This is a genomic window from Blastocatellia bacterium, from assembly GCA_016713405.1.
In the GTDB taxonomy this organism is placed as follows: domain Bacteria; phylum Acidobacteriota; class Blastocatellia; order Chloracidobacteriales; family JADJPF01; genus JADJPF01.
Map to the genome: position 1 here is coordinate 426,108 of JADJPF010000003.1, position 20,009 is coordinate 446,116.

The 20,009-nt window shown below is 36.0% G+C and carries 17 protein-coding genes; 7 read left to right on the forward strand and 10 right to left on the reverse strand.

What is annotated here, in order from left to right:
• Positions 1-3: 3 nt before the first annotated feature.
• Positions 4-1,761, reverse strand: coding sequence for a hypothetical protein (locus tag IPK14_05335; GenBank protein MBK7992844.1), 1,758 nt, complete (start codon positions 1,759-1,761; stop codon positions 4-6).
• A 30-nt stretch (positions 1,762-1,791) separates the two neighbouring features.
• On the reverse strand, positions 1,792-3,009 hold the full coding sequence (locus tag IPK14_05340) for a Stp1/IreP family PP2C-type Ser/Thr phosphatase (GenBank protein MBK7992845.1): 1,218 nt from the start codon (positions 3,007-3,009) through the stop codon (positions 1,792-1,794).
• A 319-nt stretch (positions 3,010-3,328) separates the two neighbouring features.
• On the opposite strand from IPK14_05340, the gene IPK14_05345 reads away from it, so the two are divergent.
• Genes IPK14_05345 through IPK14_05355 form a run of 3 tightly spaced genes read left to right on the forward strand, consistent with a single transcriptional unit; the run spans position 3,329 to position 5,290 of the window.
• Positions 3,329-3,754 carry a nuclear transport factor 2 family protein gene (locus tag IPK14_05345; protein MBK7992846.1) on the forward strand — a complete coding sequence of 142 codons (426 nt, stop codon included), beginning with the start codon at positions 3,329-3,331 and terminating at the stop codon, positions 3,752-3,754.
• 28 nt (positions 3,755-3,782) lie between these two features.
• A complete protein-coding gene (locus IPK14_05350) occupies positions 3,783-4,730 on the forward strand; it encodes an acyl-CoA dehydrogenase family protein (protein MBK7992847.1) in 948 nt (315 codons plus the stop codon).
• Between the two features lie 26 nt (positions 4,731-4,756).
• Complete coding sequence (locus IPK14_05355) at positions 4,757-5,290, forward strand: hypothetical protein (GenBank protein ID MBK7992848.1); 534 nt, start codon at positions 4,757-4,759, stop codon at positions 5,288-5,290.
• A gap of 74 nt (positions 5,291-5,364) precedes the next feature.
• Here the strand turns inward: IPK14_05355 and IPK14_05360 are convergent, their stop codons facing one another.
• The 4 genes from IPK14_05360 to IPK14_05375 form a co-directional block, all read right to left on the reverse strand.
• Positions 5,365-6,702 (reverse strand): hypothetical protein, encoded by a 1,338-nt coding sequence (locus IPK14_05360; protein ID MBK7992849.1) that lies wholly within the window; start codon positions 6,700-6,702, stop codon positions 5,365-5,367.
• A gap of 40 nt (positions 6,703-6,742) precedes the next feature.
• Positions 6,743-7,501 (reverse strand): type III secretion system chaperone, encoded by a 759-nt coding sequence (locus IPK14_05365; protein ID MBK7992850.1) that lies wholly within the window; start codon positions 7,499-7,501, stop codon positions 6,743-6,745.
• Between the two features lie 183 nt (positions 7,502-7,684).
• On the reverse strand, positions 7,685-8,866 hold the full coding sequence (locus IPK14_05370) for a hypothetical protein (protein ID MBK7992851.1): 1,182 nt from the start codon (positions 8,864-8,866) through the stop codon (positions 7,685-7,687).
• Positions 8,867-8,890: 24 nt separating this feature from the next.
• Positions 8,891-9,766, reverse strand: coding sequence for a hypothetical protein (locus IPK14_05375; GenBank protein ID MBK7992852.1), 876 nt, complete (start codon positions 9,764-9,766; stop codon positions 8,891-8,893).
• A 1,067-nt stretch (positions 9,767-10,833) separates the two neighbouring features.
• Between IPK14_05375 and IPK14_05380 the strand changes: the two genes are divergently transcribed.
• On the forward strand, positions 10,834-12,240 hold the full coding sequence (locus IPK14_05380) for a hypothetical protein (protein ID MBK7992853.1): 1,407 nt from the start codon (positions 10,834-10,836) through the stop codon (positions 12,238-12,240).
• Between the two features lie 91 nt (positions 12,241-12,331).
• Here IPK14_05380 and IPK14_05385 read toward each other — a convergent pair whose 3' ends face one another.
• From IPK14_05385 to IPK14_05400, 4 genes are all read right to left on the reverse strand, one after another.
• Positions 12,332-12,757, reverse strand: coding sequence for a polymer-forming cytoskeletal protein (locus IPK14_05385; protein ID MBK7992854.1), 426 nt, complete (start codon positions 12,755-12,757; stop codon positions 12,332-12,334).
• Positions 12,758-12,777: 20 nt separating this feature from the next.
• Positions 12,778-14,058, reverse strand: a complete 1,281-nt coding sequence (locus tag IPK14_05390) for a pentapeptide repeat-containing protein (GenBank protein MBK7992855.1) — start codon at positions 14,056-14,058, stop codon at positions 12,778-12,780.
• A gap of 57 nt (positions 14,059-14,115) precedes the next feature.
• Positions 14,116-15,582, reverse strand: coding sequence for a hypothetical protein (locus tag IPK14_05395; GenBank protein ID MBK7992856.1), 1,467 nt, complete (start codon positions 15,580-15,582; stop codon positions 14,116-14,118).
• Positions 15,583-15,828: 246 nt separating this feature from the next.
• A complete protein-coding gene (locus IPK14_05400; protein MBK7992857.1) occupies positions 15,829-16,560 on the reverse strand; it encodes a type 1 glutamine amidotransferase in 732 nt (243 codons plus the stop codon).
• Between the two features lie 358 nt (positions 16,561-16,918).
• On the opposite strand from IPK14_05400, the gene IPK14_05405 reads away from it, so the two are divergent.
• The 3 genes from IPK14_05405 (at position 16,919) to IPK14_05415 (ending at position 19,906) form a co-directional block, all read left to right on the forward strand.
• A complete protein-coding gene (locus IPK14_05405) occupies positions 16,919-17,899 on the forward strand; it encodes a CPBP family intramembrane metalloprotease (protein MBK7992858.1) in 981 nt (326 codons plus the stop codon).
• Between the two features lie 375 nt (positions 17,900-18,274).
• Positions 18,275-18,877: an RNA polymerase sigma factor gene (locus IPK14_05410; GenBank protein MBK7992859.1), complete on the forward strand. Its 603-nt coding sequence runs from the start codon at positions 18,275-18,277 to the stop codon at positions 18,875-18,877.
• 249 nt (positions 18,878-19,126) lie between these two features.
• Entirely contained in the window at positions 19,127-19,906 is a 780-nt protein-coding gene (locus tag IPK14_05415; protein ID MBK7992860.1) for a Uma2 family endonuclease, read from the forward strand.
• Positions 19,907-20,009: the final 103 nt, after the last annotated feature.

Consider the following 20,009-nt stretch of genomic DNA (forward strand, 5'->3'; position numbering starts at 1 on the left):
ACTTTAGAAAGAATATCCAAAGCCAACATTAATATGGTTATTAACTTTACTTGGTTCAGTTGTAAAGTAAGTTTGCATAAAACGATATTCTGTAGAAATAATAAAGTTGGAACGGAAACGATAAAGGATATTACCTGAAAAAGTTCGGTTATTAGCACGAGATGTGCCAGCAGCTAAGTCAAAACGTGTTCCTGCCAAATCTTCGTTATAAGGATCATCCAACCCATAAGCAAAGTGAATGGCAACATTATTTATAGGACGAACTTGAAGTTGGGCCCAACCTCCTCGGCTACGTACACCAATAGCACGGCTACCATAGATTGGAAATACAATGCCTTGAACAATAGCACCACCTAGACCGCCTAGAGAACGTCCCCAGAAAACCTCACCTGTTAGGGTCATTTTATTGCCTAGAGGAATAATATAATCACCTGTAACAGCAACAGAATTAATGGTTACACCAGGTCTACCTATATCTTTTCTTTCAGGTACAGCTAAATGCCGGCCATAATGAACGCCGATTCCTACTTGAAATGGTTGAGGGTCAAAAGCCAAATAAGCGTTTGTAGGTGCGCTAGCTAAATCACCTCGTTGATAGCTAAATCTGGTTTCAAAAGCTGGCATTCTTGAGCGTTCGCCAGCATCAGGACGGGTTTCAAATTGAAATTCTGTATTAGTTTGACCGTTATAAGGTGCAAGTATCCCGCCTTCAATTGTAAAACGCTCGTTTTCACGGTCAACTAGCCTATAAGCAACCTTAGCTTGAGGAGTCCATGACCAAAGATTGCCTGACTCGGCTAAAGCTGGAAACCCTACTTGTGCTAAAGATGTTGGGTTAAGAGGCGTTACTATTGGGTCATCTTGACCAACAATAAAAGCAAAACGTCCTGACTCTAGTTTTGCTCTAGCTATCCTTAAGCGCAGTGGACTAAAGGCACGTCCATTATAAACAGGAGGGTTGCCACCAAAGAAGTCTAATTGTAAGTCGCCAGATAAACGCCAATCACCTATTTTAGGAGCAAAAAAGGAAAAACCTAGTTGGGTTTGCCTAATAGTAGCACCAAAATTTGCACCATTTTCTAAAGAAATATTCTTACCACCCAACAAATAAAGCCCTGTTGGAGGGTCATCTGTGCCAGCAGTATTGTAATAAGTATTAAACAGAAGTGTGCCAGAGAGCTTTACATTAAAATGCTCAGCAGTTTCTACAGACAGACGGCTAGAATCTTGAAGTCTTTTTTCATGCACATCTATTAGATCTTTTAATTCTGATACACGATCATTAACACTATTAAGCGTTAGTTGATCATCATCTTCATAAGTGATAAATTCTTCTTCTTGTTGACCTTGATTATTTTCGTTTTGAGGTAGAACAGCTTTAGTTACTTTAGGTTTATTACTACTAACTAGGGAATTAGTTTCTACTTTGACTCGGTTAAGCTCAGCTTCTGTTTCTTGTAAACGCCGGTTGGTTTCAACTACTTGCTTTTCTAATTCTGTAGCACGAGCCGTAGCAGTATTGGCTGCTTCACGTGCGGCTTTAGCTTCTGCTTCTGCTCGCTCTAGTCTAAGTATAATGGTGCTAAGATCTACGCTACTATTGCTGTTGTTGGTGTTTTTCTTTTCTGCTGTCTCTGTGGTCTTATTGTCGCCTTTTTCACCTTCATTAGTTAGTGCTAAAATTGATGGGTGAAACAGCGTAAAAGCAAGTATTAGTAAAGCAAACCGACTAAATAAACTGTTAGAAAGCTTCTTTAACATTTTTCCCCCTAGGAGTTAATAAACTCAAGCTTATTTTTTCTCATGAAATTCTGCTATAACTTCTTCTAAAGTTCGCCAAGCTTGTTCGATACGCTCACGTGCAGAAATTACTTTAGCTTCTAAATCTGGTAAACGTACATAAGTTAAACCTTGGCTTTTTAACCAATCATTTACCTTAATAATTTCTTCTTGTTGCAATCCTAATACTTCAAGCGAATTATTAAGTAATAAACTAAGTTTTTGGTATTGCTCTTCTATCGCCTGATTATTAGGATAAGAAGATAAATTTTCTAATATTGTGTCAGTTTCTTCAAGCACACAAACCGAAGGATCACTTAATAAACGGGTTCGCTTGTGAGATTTTTCTGGATCTCGATCTGGATCAAAAATAAACAATGGTGTAACACTTGGTGGCCTTGTTAATTCACGGCTAGATGTTTCAGGTAATCCTTCTCCTGTTAAATGTGCGATTACTACAGTAATATTATCTTTACCTCCTCGCTCATTAGCTAAAGTTATAAGGAGTTGACATGCTTCTGATAAAGAAGAAGTATTTTTGATAACCTGTAATATTTCTTGTTCTAAAACATTATTTGAGAGTCCATCACTACAAAGGACTAGATAGTCTTTTTGCTGAAGGCATAGCTTACGTACATCAACCTGAATTAATTCTTCTAATCCAACGGCTTGTAAAATAATATTTTTACGTGGATGTTCGGTTGCTTGTTCAGGGGTAAGTAATCCCCTGGAAATCATTAATTCTACTAGTGATTGATCTGTAGTAATTTGTGTAACTCGATTTTGACGGATCAGGTAGGCTCTTGAGTCACCAACTTGAGCAATATAAGCTGCATCTTCTTCTATTAAAATTGCTGTTACAGTGGCTGACATTCCTCTATAAGCAGGGCTTTCTTTACTATAATTCCAAACAACATAATTAGCCTGTTCTACAGAAGCAATCAAGCGATCATGTGCGGGTATTGCCCAAGAAAGTCTACCCAAAGATTCATTAATAGAATGTACAGTAAGTTGGCTAGCTATTTCTCCCGCATTTGCTCCACCAACTCCATCTGAAACAATCATCAAAAAACTATTTTCGTTAGCGTTATAAACTTCTTCTGTGCTACTAGGAAAAGTCTTGCCATTACGAAAATCTGCCATTAAAAAACTATCTTCATTGTTTTTACGTAAAATTCCAACGTCAGTAATTCCGGCTACATTAATATGTACTTTATTATTATTACTCATATAAAATTTTCAAGCAGTCACTAAGTTTAGTTTAGGGGGCAACTAATCAGATAAATTTATTTAAACAATTAGTTATAAAAGATATTAGGGCTAAATTATACACAGCAAAAAACCTATGAACAACCTACTTTTTCTTTATTTAGTATATTAATTATAAATATTTAATGTTTAGAAAGAAGCAAAAATTTTTGTTCTAAAAATTGCCTAGACGTTGCTTTAATAGTGGGATATGGTGTTTGATTGCTTGCATTTAAGGATTTCTTCAATTATTCTGTTGGCTTGCTATTTTCAATAAATAATTATTTATGTGGGGCTATTAATGACTTTAGAACAAACCGCAGTAGAGGCGGTCAATGCAGAGTTTTATAAAGCATTGGAAAGCTGTAATCTTGCAGCAATGGAAAAAGTTTGGTTACATGAAAGTTGGGTTCGTTGCGTTCATCCAGGGTCAGAAATACTTGTAGGATGGCCGGAAATTCGCCGTAGTTGGGTATCTATATTTGGTAATACTCATGGGATGAAAGTTTCATTAACGAATATTTTTATTAAAACTATAGGTGATTTTGCTTGGGTAGAATGTACGGAAAACATTGCAACATTTTTTGAACAAGGTTTTACTTCTGGACAGGCGCAAACAACAAATATTTACTTAAAAGTAAAAGATAAATGGCTAATGGTGCATCATCATGCCTCTCCATTGCCGATGGATGTTCCAGATGATTGGAATGACGATATATTACAATAAGTTTTTTTAAGTTTTTTTGGAGGATTTAATGGACGAATTATTATCAAAAGAAAATTTGAAGTATCGTGAGCAGACTAGGGAGATAGCAGAGCGTTATGTGCGTCCTGTCGCAGCAGAGTTAGATAGAATTGCAGAATATCCTTGGTCAGTGGTGAGAGCATTACAAGAAGCAGGTTTGATGGGTGTTTGGATTCCAAAAGAATATGGTGGACATGGTGCAGGTGTTCTTAATCTATGTATAGTTGTAGAAGAACTTTCTAAAGCTTGTGGTGGTGTAGGGGTGACTTATGCAGTTAATGCTTTAGGTTCTTTTCCATTAATTTTAGGTGGAACAGAAGAGCAAAAGAAAAAATACTTACCTGATTTAGCTTCTGGCCGTAAATTAATTGCTTTTGGTTTATCGGAAAAGAAATCTGGCTCAGATGCAGGTAGTTTGCAAACTCGTGCAACAAAGAGTGGAGATGACTACCTTATCAATGGTGAAAAAAAATGGAACACCAACGGAGGAGCAGCAGATATTTATAGCGTTTTTACTACGGTAAACCCTGAAAGAGGCGGGCGAGGAATTACAGCTTTTATTGTTGAAAAAGGCATGGAAGGCTTCCGAATAGGCAAAAAAGAAGATTTAATGGGCATTCGTTGTGTACCTGTTCATGAACTGCATTTTGAAAATTGCCGTGTTTCACCTGATAGATTGCTTGGTGGTAAAGAAGGTCATGGATCTGCGCGTGCTGCTGATTTGGGAGCAAAAAATGTTTCTAAATTTGCTGCTATGGCAAAAGTTTTTGCTACAGATACGGCAATGGCTGTGACAACAAATTGTGTACAACTTTTTGGCGGTTATGGTTATTGCAAAGATTATCCAATAGAAAAATATATGCGTGATGCTAAGATTACTCAAATTTATGAAGGTACAAATCAAGTTCAACGTGTTGTTATTAGCCGCGCATTAATTAAAGAAGCCGCAGGTGGCTAGAATCTAGTTTTTAAGGAGAAACCCTTATGAGACAACATCTAGTTCTAAGTGCTGTTGGGACAGATCAAGTTGGATTAATGGAAAGAATTTCACGTTTTATCCAAGAACGTGATGCAAATATTGAAGATAGCCGAATGGCTGTTTTTTCTGGAGAGTTTGCAATAATTATGTTGATTACTGGCTCGGAAGATGGCCTAAAAAGTATTGAAGCTAGCCAAAATGAACTTGGAGAACTTACAGGCTTAAATATTTTTATGCGCCGGCCTTCAGAGAAAAAATATAGCGAACCAATGGTTCCTTGTCGTCTAACAGCATCATCTTTAGATCATCCTGGAATAGTTCATCGTCTAACTAGTCAATTAGCTCAAAGTGGTATCAATATTGAATCTATGGAAACAAAAAGTTATGCTGCTCCAATGAGTGCTACACCAATGTTTCGATTTGAAGCAATTATCTCTGTACCGGGTAGGATAAACTTACCTTTACTTAGAATGGATTTGCAATCTATTGGTGAGGAAGAAAATATTGATATTGAGTTAACAGTTATGCGGGAACGCTAATTAGTTTAGTATAAAGAAATTAAAGGTTGTTATATCAATAAGATAATTTATCGATATAACAACCTTTATTGCTTTTAAAGTCTTACATTAAAATGTGCTGGTAATTTTTTATTTACACTGCCGCGCTTAATATTTTTATGTTTTCTTTCGCTAACCATGACTAAATCTTCAAGTGCTTCTTCTACTTGGTCAGCACCTTCAAGGATTTGTTCAACAGCTTGTGCTGCTGAAGGTGAAAAGGTGTCTTTAACCTCGTCTTTAATGTCTCCTAGATCAGCATTAACAGAGTTTACAGCTAATTGTCCTTCGTCGATAACTTCACGTGAGGCTTCTTCAAAATTAGCTTCTATTAATTTACCACAATTTATCAGTGTGGCACCAAGCAAACCTAGATTGCCTTGTATTGAACGCCAGCATTGATCAATCTTTTCTGGAGTTTGCCACAAAATAGCAGACATTTTTTCTGGTATTCCTAGGGCTTGACGATTGCCTAAATCTTTTTCTAGTTGTTCTGGGACAAAAGCAAGTTGTTGTAGAGCTACTTCTAAATCATTACGAAATAGACTTGTAGTATCCATTATATTCATTAAGCTTGTAAAAAGTGCGCGAAAACCTCTTTCTACTGTCTTAAATCCATCTGCTTCACCATTATTTACTTGGTCAAAGCCAGCGCGAATATCACTTAAACTACCTAATAATAAATGAATTGAGCCTTCTGCTGTTTCTAACATTAAGTTAGTTACATTAGAAATATTAGTTAAGTTTTGGGAGAAGTTTTGTTTTGATTTACGTAGGGCTAAAGCTCGCATGCTATTATCTCTTAGATCTGGTGTAGGGATGCGGGATTGGCGTTTATTCATATCCAGCATAAATTCATCAATAGCACCTCGAATTGCTACTAGTTCTGTTACTGTAGAATTAAAGAGAGTATCACCAATATTGAGCATTTCTGTAACTGCTCTTTCTACAGTTTCTTCAATATCTACAACAAGTTTTTGTCCCATATGGGAAATTTTTTGTAAACGTTCATCTAAGCCTTTTGGAATACCTGTATTAGTTTGGCTAAGTTCTTTTAATTGCTCAATTCCTTCAGACACTTGTTGTAGGCCGTCCTGGAGGTCTTGAACGCTTTTTTGTGTTTTTTCCTCCATTTCTTCTACAGATTCGGGGTCTTCCTGGTCAGATTTTCCACCTTCAGACTCGCGGTCAGTATATCTAGCTTCTTGGGATTCCTGAGATTGTTGGACTGGGACGGCTTCACCTTGTTGATGGACAAGTTGCGCCATATCGGGGTTTTGTATATTTGGATCATTTAGCTTTTCATTTTTATTTTGCTGAACATTTTGCTGTTGTTGTTGCTCGCGTGCTATTTCTATAGGAGAATAACCGCCTTGGATACGATTAACAGACATTTTGGGGGCCTCCCAGATTTTATTTAGCTAAAAATTTATCTTAAGCAAGTATGCCACCCATACGATAAATAATATAGGCAATTGTTAAAAATCCTGTAGCTTTATCAATATAGCGTTCTACTTTGACTTTTTTATCTTTTGCTGCTGGTCTATTAAGCAGTGCTGAAGAGGCTGTCATAGGCTTGGAGAGCTTTTGATAATTTGAACGCCATTGATTTGCAGAAGAATAAAAATTTCTTACAAGAGTTTCAAAATCAAGACCATTAAGCTTTTTCATTTCACTGCCAAGGCATAAAAAAACCGTTGTTCCAGAGCTATTAAGCGATAAATAAGTGCCATCTTCAGAGCCAGGTTGATTAGCAATATATTCTTTTACTTGGCTAGGAATCCCACTAGTATTTTTATCTAAAATAGTATAAAAACATAAAGTTCCATCTGGTGCTAGTTCCATAGTTAATTGAACGGATTCATCACCATCCCCAAGAAGTAGAGAACAGCGATTTTGATCATTTAGTTCTAAATCAGGTAGCCCAATCATTTCACCAAAGTTTTGAAGTAGACCATTTAACAAATTAACATCTTGTTGTGAACTGCTGCTACGTCCACCACTGCTTTGTTGTTGATTTTGATTTTGCTGTTGAATTGCTGCATTAGGTTGACTATTAACACGTCCTAAGCCAGCAAAGGCAGAACTAGAACTGCTAGAAGTACTGGAAGTGCTACTAGTGCTAGAGTTTCTACTGACGCTAGATGTATTAGAGGAACTATTAACAGAGCTAGAAACTTGTCTTAAAGCCATAGCTTTTTCCTTAATTTGTAAGTTGATTGATAAAGTATTTAAGTTATCGGCTAAATTAGATTATAAGTTGACATAAGGCTCTTTGATTATACTACGTTGATTTGATATGGCGAGAGTTTTTAGCAAAATGAAAAAGGTATCCTAATTTTTAGGATACCTTTATTTAATATGAGAGTTAGAAAATTATAGAGAACTCTTTAGAAAGAAATTGTCGATTTTTTCGGCTGCTTTAATTCCTGGCATATTAGTAGTATTCATTAGCTCTACACCAGAAAGCTTAAAGCCACTAGAAAAACCTGAATTATTGATAATATCTTTGGCAAAACGTAGCTTTAATGTATGGTTGCCGGGAGTTAATTCTTGAGCATCTTGAGACCATGCAATAGGCTCATTATTAGTTCCAAGTAAATTGCCACGTAAATAGTAGCGGCCTGCTTGACTAACTTTAACATTTACTTCTACTACTAAATCAGAATCAGTTAAAGTTTCTTGACCAACACTTAATAACTTAGCATTAGCTTTACCAGCAATTACATCAATAGCTCCATGTCTTAATAGCTGTAAGCCTTGTGTTGTAGTTGCTTTAGCTTCAACAACAAAGGTTTGAATACCTTGGAAATCATTGCTATTAATTGTTGTAGTATAAATGCCGTCGCTAGTTTCGCTTAAACTTAGAGTAGCTTTACTACCCTTAGCTTTTGCTTGAAGTTGTGCGCCAGAAATAGACTTTTCACCATCTTTTAATTGTGCAAATAAAGTAATACCATTGCTATTGTCACGGCCATTATCAGTTAGCCAAACTTTTAATTCTGGCCCACCAACGTCATTAACAATAATATCTACTGGAGTTGTGGCTTGAACTACATTGACTGTATAGTTACCGGGAGTCATTTTTTGTTTACGATCAGTTACTAGTAAAACACCTTCACCACCACGACCCATTACTACTTGGCTCATTTCATAAGCTGGGATTGCATTATTACGGCTATGTGGTTCTACAGGAATTTTGCTACCGCGAGGGTCAGATAGTTCTACATTTAGCTGGCTATCCTCAGCAGAAAAAACACCTATTCTTGCACGTTCACCAGATATAGGTAATTTAATATTTTTAGCCTTAACACCTTCCATTACAAATAATGTTGAGCTAACAGAAACAATATCTGTTTCCATTTGTAAAGCTTCTTGAGTTAAACGGCCTGTATCACCGCGGCTAGAAACAGGTTCTTTAGCTAAACGTTCTTGTTCTAATTGAACTATAGACTTAATTTTAGCTTTTTCTGGTGTGCTATTTTCTACACGCTGTGTTAGTGCTACGGCGGTGACTAATAAAATAACTGTTGTAAGTAATAATCCAAATTTTCTCATTTCATCCTCCTAATATTTATTAGCCTACCAACCATATTGGCCGATAGTGTCCCCAATGTAACCAGGGTCATCATTATGACGGTTATGGTCGTGATTAGCAGTGGTGTTAAACCAGTCGCCACCAGGCGCACCTATATAATGCGCACTTGAAACATCTACTAAACCATCATTTGAACCATTAAAAGGTGCTAGTAATGATAAAGTGCCTAAACCTACATCAGTAAGGTGGTAAATATGATTAAGTGTGTTGGTTCCAGCTACAGTGTAGAATGATTTTGTTCTTTGATTATCACGTAACCAGTTTTGACCTGCATATTGAAGGTGAGATGTAGTTAAAACTTTTGAGGAATTGGAATTGTTATCTACCAAGCTAACAATCCAAGAAGTAAAAGCACTATTAGAAAGAGTTGACCCTAGGTCAGCTACTGCGCTACCGCCATGAGGAGTTGCTAAAGTAATTACATGACTTGTTGCAGCATTGATGCGAGCAAAATTTGAACCACGATAATTATAATAAGGGGAAGAAGTGCTGCTATTGCAAAGGATAAAGCGCATTTGGATTCCACCATAAGAGTGGGTGACAAAAACTAATCTTTCATTTGGATATGAATTAAGGTAATTATTTACTTGTGTTGCTATATCGCCAACTGTATCCCAATAATATTGAGTACCATCATAAGAAACTACTAAAGATCTTGCTGCATAGTTTCTTGTTGAAGCGCGAATCATATCAGTTGTCCAATAATTATTTGTAACATTAGCAACAGTGTCTTTCTTATCACCTTTACCATGAACAAATACTAATGTTACAGCTTCAGCCGTTTGAACACCGTAAGCAAAAAATATCGCAAACATAAGGAAACTAAGTAGATATTTCCCAAGTGCCTTTCCTAAAAGCATGACTTTCTCCTTAAGCATTTATTTTGATTTATTATAGATTTGATTGATGTTTGATTGTTAACATTAATAGCAACTACTGTGCCAAAAGGATAAAACCAATAATAATCTGACTAATCAGTCAGCTATTTATTGTAATAATAAGGCTTTACCTACTGGTAGAGATATTTAAAATAATTTTTATAAATGTATACCTAGTATCCAATAAAATTAGAATAAACTGTAATTAATTGAGAAATAAGAGTTTAATAACTGTTAATATTTCTTTACAGTTGTAAAATAACTTTACACTAAGGACTATTTCTAGTAGTAGATTTTTGGTTTATTCTAAAATTTTCTGCTTTTTGATTAAAATAGGTGGTTGAAATCTGGATAAAAATTTTTTTTGTAAAAATTAGTTCGTAGGCGTACAAATAAAGACAACCATTTGATAATTTGATAAAATGCTCGCACATTATAAGGGTCTATCAAAATTTAGCTAAAATCAAAAATAATAAGCTTGCTTCTATATTAATTAACAACAGTTAACTAATAAATTATCATATGTATTTTTATTAGTATAAATTTGTAAGCTGAATTTAAGATGTTATTAACCACCCAAGGATTTTTTCTTATTAAGTGTTGGTGAAAGCCCTGTAATGGCAAAGTTGGTTAGTGATTTTTCAAACTAGAAAAAGCGTTTTTAGCTAAATAAGAATTAATTTAACTAGACAAATGGTAATAGGTCTTTTAACTAAAGAATGAATTAAAGCTAAATGAAACAAAAAACAAACTATTATTAATGAACATATTAATCAAGAAAATAAAGAACAAATAGATTTAATTAATTCATTAGAAGAAATAGGGCAATCTCTATCTATATTAACTTTACAAATACAAAATTTGGCAGAAAAACTACGCAACCAAAATAAATAAAATAATGTAACTGCAAAACATTATTTTAGGCTTTGGATAAATAACAAATCTGAATCTAGCCCAGATTGGGTAATGAAAATGGTTGCTTAACTATGCTAATATTGCTAAAACTTTGACTCAACATATGAAGGTATCGACTTAAACTAGGAGGATTTATGAGTTTATTTGCAAGGGTGTGGGAAGCTATTAAAAAGTTATTTCGTCGTGAGACTCCTACTAAATTAGATTTAGGAACACCTGCTTTAGAACAAAGACAAGAAAATCAATTTACCCCACCCCCTGAGCCACCAAAGCCAATAATGCCCCCTGCTCCTAAAATTGAGCCACCAAAACCATTAACACCACCTGCTCCTGAACCAGTGAAAGCGTCTCTACCATCTGTTCCAAAACCAATTGCACCACCACCAATGCCACCACCAATGCAGCCACCACCGCCTAAAATGGCACCACCACCGCCAAGGATTGAAAGTCCAGTGGCACCTCCTCCTATACCTGCTCCAATTCATCCACCTGTGATGGATACAAAACCGTTAAGCCCTACTTATAACGAGCCAGCAAAAATGACTCCACCTCCACCTCCACCTGCTCCTGTTAGCCGCCCTGAAGTAAGAGCAACTAGTATGATGGAAGAAGGTTTAGGTGCTACTAACCCTCTTACAGCAGGGGATCTTCCTCCTATACCTGCTTCTAAATCAGGGACAGCTAGTAGATTTGCTACTGTTCAACCTATGTCTAGCCCACTTTCAGCAAATCCTAATATGGGTGCGTTTCCAGAAACTCAAGCTCCAGTAGCTCCACCAAAACCAATGGCACCGCCACCCCAAGCAGTACAACCCATTACACCAATGGCACCACCACCCCAAGCAGTGCAACCTATTACACCAATAGCACCGCCAAAACCACCACCACCTATGCCACCTATGCCATCATCATCGCAAGGAATGCAAAATATGCCTCCAATGGCCCCACCAAGGCCAGCGGCCCCGCCACCACCACCACAAGCCGTGCAACCACCTACAGCACCAAAACCAATGGCTCCACCTGTGCCAATGGATAGCCCAAGAATACCAACACCACCAATACCACAAGTTCCAGCACCACCACAAACTGCACCAATGCCACCAATGCCACAACAAAAGGCACCAGCACCGCCACCAATACAACCGCCTAAACCAGCTATGCCAAGTATGCCAAAAGCTGCTACACCTCCTGTTGCTGCTACAACAGCACCAAAACCTGTTGCTCCAGTACCAAATGCACCTGTTAGCGGAACTCAACCTGCAAAATATAACCCTGGTGCTACCAACGACCAAGCAGCACAGCGATTAGCTCGTTTACTAGTTTCTGAAATTAAACTCTATAATGAAAAGAAAATAGCCGAAGGACGTAAAAATAGTAATATTTATGATGTGCTTAAAGATACCATAGAGCAATCACGTAAACATTATAAGGAACGCATGGGTACATCGTTAGAAGCAATGCCAGATTATTTTCATGAAGAAATAGTAAGAACATTGTGTGAAGGGGATGCTTCTAAATTAGGGCCAAACTATCAGCACTAAAAGTTAAATATTAGAAAAAGAAAAAGGGAGATTTTATATCTCCCTTTTTACTTTATAAATTAGAAAGAAACTTAATTAGCGTGTTGGTGCTTTAGTGCGCAGGTGGGGTAGGTGGAGCAGGTGCAGCAGGTGTTGCAGCAGGTGGATTTTTAGCTGCATCATTATTTGCAGCTTTATTTCCAACTTGAAGTTCACAATTACCAAAAGTTACTTGTAATTTGCTTCCTGGTTGATTAAGCATTACTTCTAAAGATGAAGCACGAATAGTAGTTTGATCATTTACTTTTCCAGCTAATTCAACATTTTCTGCTTCGATATCTCCAGCTAATTCACCTTGTGATTTAAGATGGGAAACTTTTACTTGACCATGTACTGATCCAGAGGGAGTAATTGTTAGAGAGGGTGCTATTACCTCACCCTTTAGTTTACCACTAACTGTAATTGGGCATTTTGATTTAACAGAGCCATCAAATTCTGTTCCATCTTCTAAAATGGTTTGTTTAGGACTATCTGACATAAGACCCTTTTCCTTTCACACTATTTTGATTTAATAATCTTTAATCTCAAAGTACAACCACGTTCAAAACCAAATTCAGTTAGTTCAGGAGGCTGTTGTAATGTCCCAAACACTGAACCATTCTTACCAACAATTAGTCGTTTAGTACCAACAATACTAGGAGAAGAACCACTTTCAGAAAAGCAACCATGAATGATTATTTCTCCAGAACCAGTAATGTTACAACCGTTTAATACTCCATTGGGCCCGATAGTCAACTGAGCATCATTGCCTAATGTAATTGAGCATTTTTCAAATCTACTTTCAATTTCTACTAAAGATTTTTCACCGAACTCTAATGTTGCATTACGAAGGACATCACCTCTACCAAAAAAGCGTTTTGCTTGGTCTTGAGAAGTAGTGGCGACAGGTGCCGCAACAGGTGCCGCGACAGCAGCAATGGCAGGTTCTCCACTCTTAAGACGTTTATAATATTGAACTATTTCAGGGCCTTTTACTTTGGTTTGACCATTAGCTTCAGCAGAGAAATCAACCCAATCTGCTACAACTTCTGCTAATTGTTCAGGGTTTATATCTATTCCAGCAAGTTTGGCACCTGTTAATTTAGCACCAGTAAGTTTAGCATTTTTCAAGTTAGAATGGCGTAGGTCTGCATCTACAAAATTAGCTCTAGCTAAAGAAGCGTTTTCTAAATTAGCTCCTTCTAAAATTGCTCTAGCTAAATTTACCCCTTCACTATAAGCACCTCGCAAATTAGCTTCTTTTAGGTTAGCTTCTGTTAAATCAGATTCTTCTAAGTTAACCTTTTCCATTTTTGCATATTGCAGATCGGCTTTAATTAATTTGGCTCCACCTAAATAAGTCTCGCGTAAATCTGCGTTAGTTAACTGAGCAGATTCTAAAATTGCTCCTCCTAGATTAGCTAGTTCTAGTTGAGCATAATTAAGACGCGCTCCTTTTAATTTTGCCCCTTCAAAAGTCGCTCCCTCTAGGTTAGCTCTACTTAAATCAGCAGATTGAAGTATTGCTCCTTCTAGGTTAGCTCCTTCTAAATCAGCTTTTTGTAGGTTAGCCCCTTCTAAATCAGTACGCACTAAGTATGCGTCTCGTAGATTAGCACTAGAAAGATTACAGCGTTTAAGGTTACTTTCTTCTAAATTAACCCCTTCTAAATCTGCACGCCGTAAATTAGCCCCTTCTAAATTAGCTTGATTAAGTGCAATATCACGTAAATCTGCTCTTTCAAGACTCTCACCTTTTTTAATTTTTTCTAAAACTTCCTCTCTCGAATAATCAGCCATAAAATGTCTTTGCCTTTCTGCTCTTGTGCTTTAGGTTAGTTACGGTTGTTGATTTTCTTACATGCCCATACCCGCCGAGCTTTCAAGATATTCTTCTAATCTTTGTATACGGCGTTCAAAGGAAAGCTTTTGAACTTCATTGACTAGATCTAATTCTCCCATTTCTGCCAACACTACATTAATTTGTAAAACGCAGGCTTGTCGGTTTTGTCTAAACTTACGCTTATCTGCTGCTAGTGCTGGGTTAGACCATTCCTGAGCAGATGCACGCTCAAAGCCTTCATGTTGACGTTTTAGCTCTGTTACTAATTCTGCTAGTTTAGAACGGTATCCAGATTGGGCTACATCTCTAGGTGTACCTTCTAGTTCTTCACGATATTCTTGGAATTTATTGCAAATACGTTCACATAACCAAATGGGAATACCTGTAGCAGCAGCTAAATCTTCTTTCTTTGCTAAAAATAATGTATCTAAAGATGTTAAACCTGCACCATATAGTTTTTCAAAAGTAACACGCCCTAAATCTGGTACTTGTTTAAGCAATGAATTAATAATAATACCTTCTCTTTGTTGTTCTTCTTCACCTATAACAAAGGTTTGAGGCATTATTTCAATTAATTCTTCATAGCTAGCTAAAATTAGCTCTCTAATTTCACCTGTTAATGTGCGTTCTTCGCTAGCTTGAGCTAAAGATAATGCTTCATCAAAATCTAACATTCTTTTTGCTGCTGTAGCTAACTCCATATTTTCTGCTGCACGGCCAATGCTACGCATTGCAGGTCGACAAATTTCTATCCACTCTTTTGTAGCTGTACCGCGTTTAAGCTCAAAGACAAAGTTTTTAACTGGTCGGGCATAATTGGCAGCAATTTTAGCAAACAAATCTTGTATAGCTGCTTCATCATGTTTGACTTCCCCTACTTCTATGCTTTGATCAGGAGAGAAAGAAGTAGCACTAAAAGCCGCATCAAAAGCTTCATCAAAATCATCTACAACTTCATCAAGAAAACTCATTTCTGATAAAGGGTTAGATGTTTGTGAATGTTCAACAACACGAACTTCTTGTTTAACAGCAACATCTGCCGCAGGACTGCTAGCAAATTCTTGTGCTGGGGTATAATTAAGACCTACGCCAGGTTTGTAAGTGTCTTTGTTTGAAAACGGGTCTGCTGCTGGTTCAAACCCACTATTAGAAAATCCTGAAGAAACAGGCCGACTTTCTGGAATACGAGGCGGTTCAACAGGTGTTGGTGCTACAACAGGTGGCACTTGGGGTGCTTGATAAGAGGGAGTAGGACGCACTTCCGCTTTTGGCGGCTCCACCACAGTAACAGGTTTAGGTTGGTAGGGTTCTGGCGAATACTTATTATAAGCCTGCGGTTCTACTACAGGCTTAGGTGTGTTAATAGGTTTTACAGGTTCTGGAGGCTTTGGCACTTCGACTTGTTTTACGGGTTCTGGTTGTTTGGTTTCTTCGTCACTTTGCCCCCAGAGTGACTTAAAAATATTCTTTAAAATTCCCATACCATCTCCTGTGGGTTGGGTCACTCTTAAATTTAATCTAACTTAATCTAAAAAGTGCTTTTTGAACTACAACATAACTTATGATTTCATATTTTTAAGGATTTTATAAAGATATTAAACTTTACTAAATCTTAATTATATGGGTCACAAATTTTAGTAAAAACTAACTGCTGCCAATTATAACATGAACAACAGTTAAGAACTTTATTTAAGATAGAAAGAACTTAAAACTAATAATTTTGGGTTTTATTTTGCTAAAACCACTTTTTCAAGAAAACCGCTTATTACAGTTACTGCTTCAGGGCTTTCTTGAAGACTATTACAAATGTTTTCAAATTCTTTATTATCAACATAATCATATTGATAAAATTCTAGGCGTTCTTTTAGTTCTAGTTTGTCCATATCAGCATGAAACTGTACACCATAAATAGGACAATCTATCACTTTTATTGCTTGGTAAGGCGATAGCACAGAATAAGCTAATGGCTCAATATTATTTGGTAACTTAACTACATGATCTTTATGACCGGATTGAGCCGTAAATTTTGTTGGTAGCTTACTAAAAAGTAGATCTTCTTTTCCTTGAGGGGTTAAATGGACTTCTATTGATCCCATCTCTTTGCGTGAAACATCAGAAATTACCTCTCCCCCAAATACTTTAGCTACCATCTGATGTCCCCAACAAGATCCAAACAGGGGCATTTTAACCGCTGCAATCTGTTGAATCAACTCAATAATGGAGTTAGACCAGGGAAAATTATCAAGTACAGATGTATCAGACCCTCCAATAATTACTGCGTCAACATTTTTTAATAAAGAGTTGGTTATTGTTGTATAAAAAGGGCTAACTGAATGTATTTGTTCTCTTGATAAACCGCTATATTGGGTAATACATTTTATTTCATGTTCAACCATTGGCAAATCTGAACGAGGTTGAACTAGCAAAACAGATATTTCATCAAGTTGTTTTTTAGCCATTAATCAGAACTGTACTTACTTACAAAAATTTTTGCAAGTATCCCCTTCAATTTATAGTAAGTTTAGTATTAAACCTTAAGAATTTCCTTTTCTAAAAAAGAAATACTAAAACCTTTTTGTCTTACTTTTGTTTTATAAATCTATAAGACTAGTTGACTTAATTCTCTGCATTAGAGATAGCAGTTTTAGATAATATTGTGTTGATGCAACTAGAATGTTTATATTTTTTGAATTTTAGAATCTTAAAATGTACAAATTACCACTTACTATAGAAGGTTCTGACTTTCTGATCAATATAGAATTGTCTAATTAGTGGTTATTGTAGCAAAAGTTTATTTCTGACAAAGGAGCTTTCTTTATGCAACTAAAAAAAATACTTATAGAAAAATACCAGATTTTTATAGCCATTTCTTTAGCTTTTATCTTTGTTATTATAGGCAGTGTCTTAGCTTATTATAATGGTCTAAGAGATTTAGCTTTAATAACAACTGTTATTACTTTTACAACCTTAATCACTGGTTATACTCTGCTTTCTGTTGAAATAGTTAGGCAGAGAATAGGAAAATTCTTTGTTAATAATACCTATACTTTATGGTTAGTAATAATTTTATTTTGCTTAGTGTATTTTATTTATGCTTTAGGTAATCAAGCATTTAGCTTAAAAGCTACTGGTAAACTAGTTTTATTTTTAAGTTTTCCAACAGTAGTTATTTTTTTAGCTAATGGAAAAAGAAATAATAAATGGGTTTTCCTATATTACTTAGTTGCTATTTTATTAATTTGGCTTCCTTTTGATTTTCGCCTACTTAGTGGAATTTGGACTGGAAAAGTTGTCTATGCTTTTAATGTGCTAGTTGCTTTTAATTTAGCGATAATTTTATTTGCTATTTACTCTCAAATTAAAGATGTTGGTTATGATTTAATAATTAATAAATCTATTATTTACCATGCTTTAGTAAATTTTGCTATTTTTGCCATAATTGCTATCCCTCTAGGTTTAGGCATTAAGTTTCTTGAATTTGCTCCACGTAACCAAGGATTTATTCCAGTATTTTTAACTGCACTAGGGATTTTTCTTTTTACTGCGCTACCAGAAGAATTATTATTTCGTGGACTTATGCAAAATATATTAGGTAAATGGCTAAGTAATGATAATTATGCTTTAGTTATTGCTTCTGTTGTTTTTGGTTTGGCCCATCTTAATAATGCTTCTTATCCACAAAATATTAAGTATTGTTTGTTAGCAACTATAGCAGGGATATTTTATGGTCGTGTTTATTTAGCAACTAGGTCTATTTTAGCTGGGGCCATCACACACGCTTTGATTGATGTAGTTTAACATGAACTTTTTAAGTAGAAAAAACGCGCAAACATTTTTCATTTGATGTCTGACCATCAGTTCACGTTGTGAATTAATTACACGATATAGTGCAATAAAATTTACAAAAGTTGCGAAAAGGTGGACAAAGCATCTTTCCATTAGTCTGCAAAACCTATTGACTAAAATTTTTTCTCACCATAGCCATCGGTAAACTATTGATAAAAATATAGAAATAGGAAATTTAGGATCTTTTTGCAGAAAATCCAATTTTTTGGATTTTTGTTGCACGGTATTTGCTAATACAAAGAGCAGCTAAAACAATCATTGATAATCAATCCCCTGCAACTATATGTAACGCCGGGACTTGTAGGGAAAAATTTGGAGGGAAAAGATATGACTACACAAACTGTTAACTTAGGTTCTTTAGATAGTTTTTTACCCGCAGCCAAGGAAGCTGTAACAGAATCGTTTGAAGATTTATATACCAACCATTACCGACGTGTTTATAGCCTCTGCTTAAGAATGACTTCAAATGTTGCAGATGCTGAAGATTTAGCCCACGATGTTTTTTTACAAGTACAAAGAAAATTAGCTAGCTTTCGTGGAGATTCAGCTTTTACAACTTGGCTACATCGCATTACCGTTAACCAAGTGCTTATGCACTTTCGCAAAAAATCTGTTAGATCTGAACTAACTACTGAAGATGGTGAAATGCCCGAACAAGTCGAACCACTTACAATAAAAACCCAAACTACTCCAATGATAGACCATTTAGCCTTAGCCGCAGCGATTGAAAAACTTCCTCCAGGGTATCGCAAAATATTTTTACTTCATGATGTTGATGGTTACGAGCATGAAGAAATTGCTAAATTATTAGGTATTAGTGCGGGTACTTCTAAATCACAACTACACAAGGCCCGTATGAGACTACGTTCTCTCTTAAACAAACGCAACGAGCCTCAAGAAATAGAAACAGACGAATTATTAGAGTTCTAATCCTCCTCTTTTTTACAAGTCCCAAAATTTTGATAAAAATTCGATAAGCGTTCCAACAAAGGCTGGAACGCTTATTTTTTAGCTTTAACAAACAAAAATTTTATTTTAATAGGCTTAAAACAATAGCTTTTGTTTTTAAGATTACACAAGTAAAATATAGGAAATTTAAAGAAAGTAAGATTTTGGAATAATCATATGAGTAAAACAATATATGAAAAAGAAAACCTAACAGAAGAAGAACTTTTAACAATGCACTTGCCAACAGAAGCAGAACTACCATGTAATGAGGATAATTTTGTGAGAAATTACCATGAAAGCCCGCAAAGTTCTTTAATAACAGATTGTTTAAGCCCATTATTACAAAAGCGTCATCCTAATGGAGATTTTTCTGTAGGACATGATGTTGGGATATATTGGAGATTGCCTAAAGAAGGAGAATCTCCACAAAGAGGAGCAGTTTGCCCAGATTGGTTTTATGTTCCAGGTGTTTCTCAAATGGTTGAAGGTGAAAGGAGGATGAAGCGTAGCTATGTTATGTGGTATGAACTTATTTCTCCTCTTATTGTTTTAGAATTTGTTAGCGGAAATGGAAGTGAAGAACGAGATTATACCACTTACAAAGGTAAATTCTGGATCTATGAGCAAGCTGTTAAAGCTGTATTTTATGGTATTGCTGAAATTAACCCTACTAATTTTGAGCTTTATCACTTAGTGGATGGTCGTTATCAATTAGTCCAAGCTAATGAGCGAGGACATTTTCCTATAGAAGCTTTGGGCATAGAATTTGGAATTTGGTCAGGTGTTTATCGTACCTACCATTTAGACTGGCTTAGAGTTTGGGATTTACAAGGCAATTTACTTCCTACAGGTGATGAGCTAGCTTTAGGAGAACGCCAACGAGCAGAAGAAGAACGCCAACGAGCAGAAGAAGAACGCCGACGTGCTGAGAAAGCAGAAGATCAAATAAAAATATTGGCTGAGAAGTTGGAAAAGTTAAAAGCTATGGGTATAGATGTTGATGGTATATAGCTTAAAAGATTCTTAGGATTTTTGCTTGACTTAATAGATTAAATTGTTGGTGTATAAGAAAATACAGATTTTGAGATTCAAAAAGAATTCAATAGTTATCACT

Coding starts and splice junctions, on each gene's coding strand:
- IPK14_05395 (MBK7992856.1), bottom strand. CDS start 15,582: ATGGGAATTTTAAAGAATATTTTTAAGTCACTCTGGGGGCAAAGTGAC.
- IPK14_05365 (MBK7992850.1), bottom strand. CDS start 7,501: ATGGCTTTAAGACAAGTTTCTAGCTCTGTTAATAGTTCCTCTAATACA.
- IPK14_05380 (MBK7992853.1), top strand. CDS start 10,834: ATGAGTTTATTTGCAAGGGTGTGGGAAGCTATTAAAAAGTTATTTCGT.
- IPK14_05370 (MBK7992851.1), bottom strand. CDS start 8,866: ATGAGAAAATTTGGATTATTACTTACAACAGTTATTTTATTAGTCACC.
- IPK14_05400 (MBK7992857.1), bottom strand. CDS start 16,560: ATGGCTAAAAAACAACTTGATGAAATATCTGTTTTGCTAGTTCAACCT.
- IPK14_05355 (MBK7992848.1), top strand. CDS start 4,757: ATGAGACAACATCTAGTTCTAAGTGCTGTTGGGACAGATCAAGTTGGA.
- IPK14_05390 (MBK7992855.1), bottom strand. CDS start 14,058: ATGGCTGATTATTCGAGAGAGGAAGTTTTAGAAAAAATTAAAAAAGGT.
- IPK14_05405 (MBK7992858.1), top strand. CDS start 16,919: ATGCAACTAAAAAAAATACTTATAGAAAAATACCAGATTTTTATAGCC.
- IPK14_05335 (MBK7992844.1), bottom strand. CDS start 1,761: ATGTTAAAGAAGCTTTCTAACAGTTTATTTAGTCGGTTTGCTTTACTA.
- IPK14_05345 (MBK7992846.1), top strand. CDS start 3,329: ATGACTTTAGAACAAACCGCAGTAGAGGCGGTCAATGCAGAGTTTTAT.
- IPK14_05410 (MBK7992859.1), top strand. CDS start 18,275: ATGACTACACAAACTGTTAACTTAGGTTCTTTAGATAGTTTTTTACCC.
- IPK14_05385 (MBK7992854.1), bottom strand. CDS start 12,757: ATGTCAGATAGTCCTAAACAAACCATTTTAGAAGATGGAACAGAATTT.
- IPK14_05375 (MBK7992852.1), bottom strand. CDS start 9,766: ATGCTTTTAGGAAAGGCACTTGGGAAATATCTACTTAGTTTCCTTATG.
- IPK14_05415 (MBK7992860.1), top strand. CDS start 19,127: ATGCACTTGCCAACAGAAGCAGAACTACCATGTAATGAGGATAATTTT.
- IPK14_05350 (MBK7992847.1), top strand. CDS start 3,783: ATGGACGAATTATTATCAAAAGAAAATTTGAAGTATCGTGAGCAGACT.
- IPK14_05340 (MBK7992845.1), bottom strand. CDS start 3,009: ATGAGTAATAATAATAAAGTACATATTAATGTAGCCGGAATTACTGAC.
- IPK14_05360 (MBK7992849.1), bottom strand. CDS start 6,702: ATGTCTGTTAATCGTATCCAAGGCGGTTATTCTCCTATAGAAATAGCA.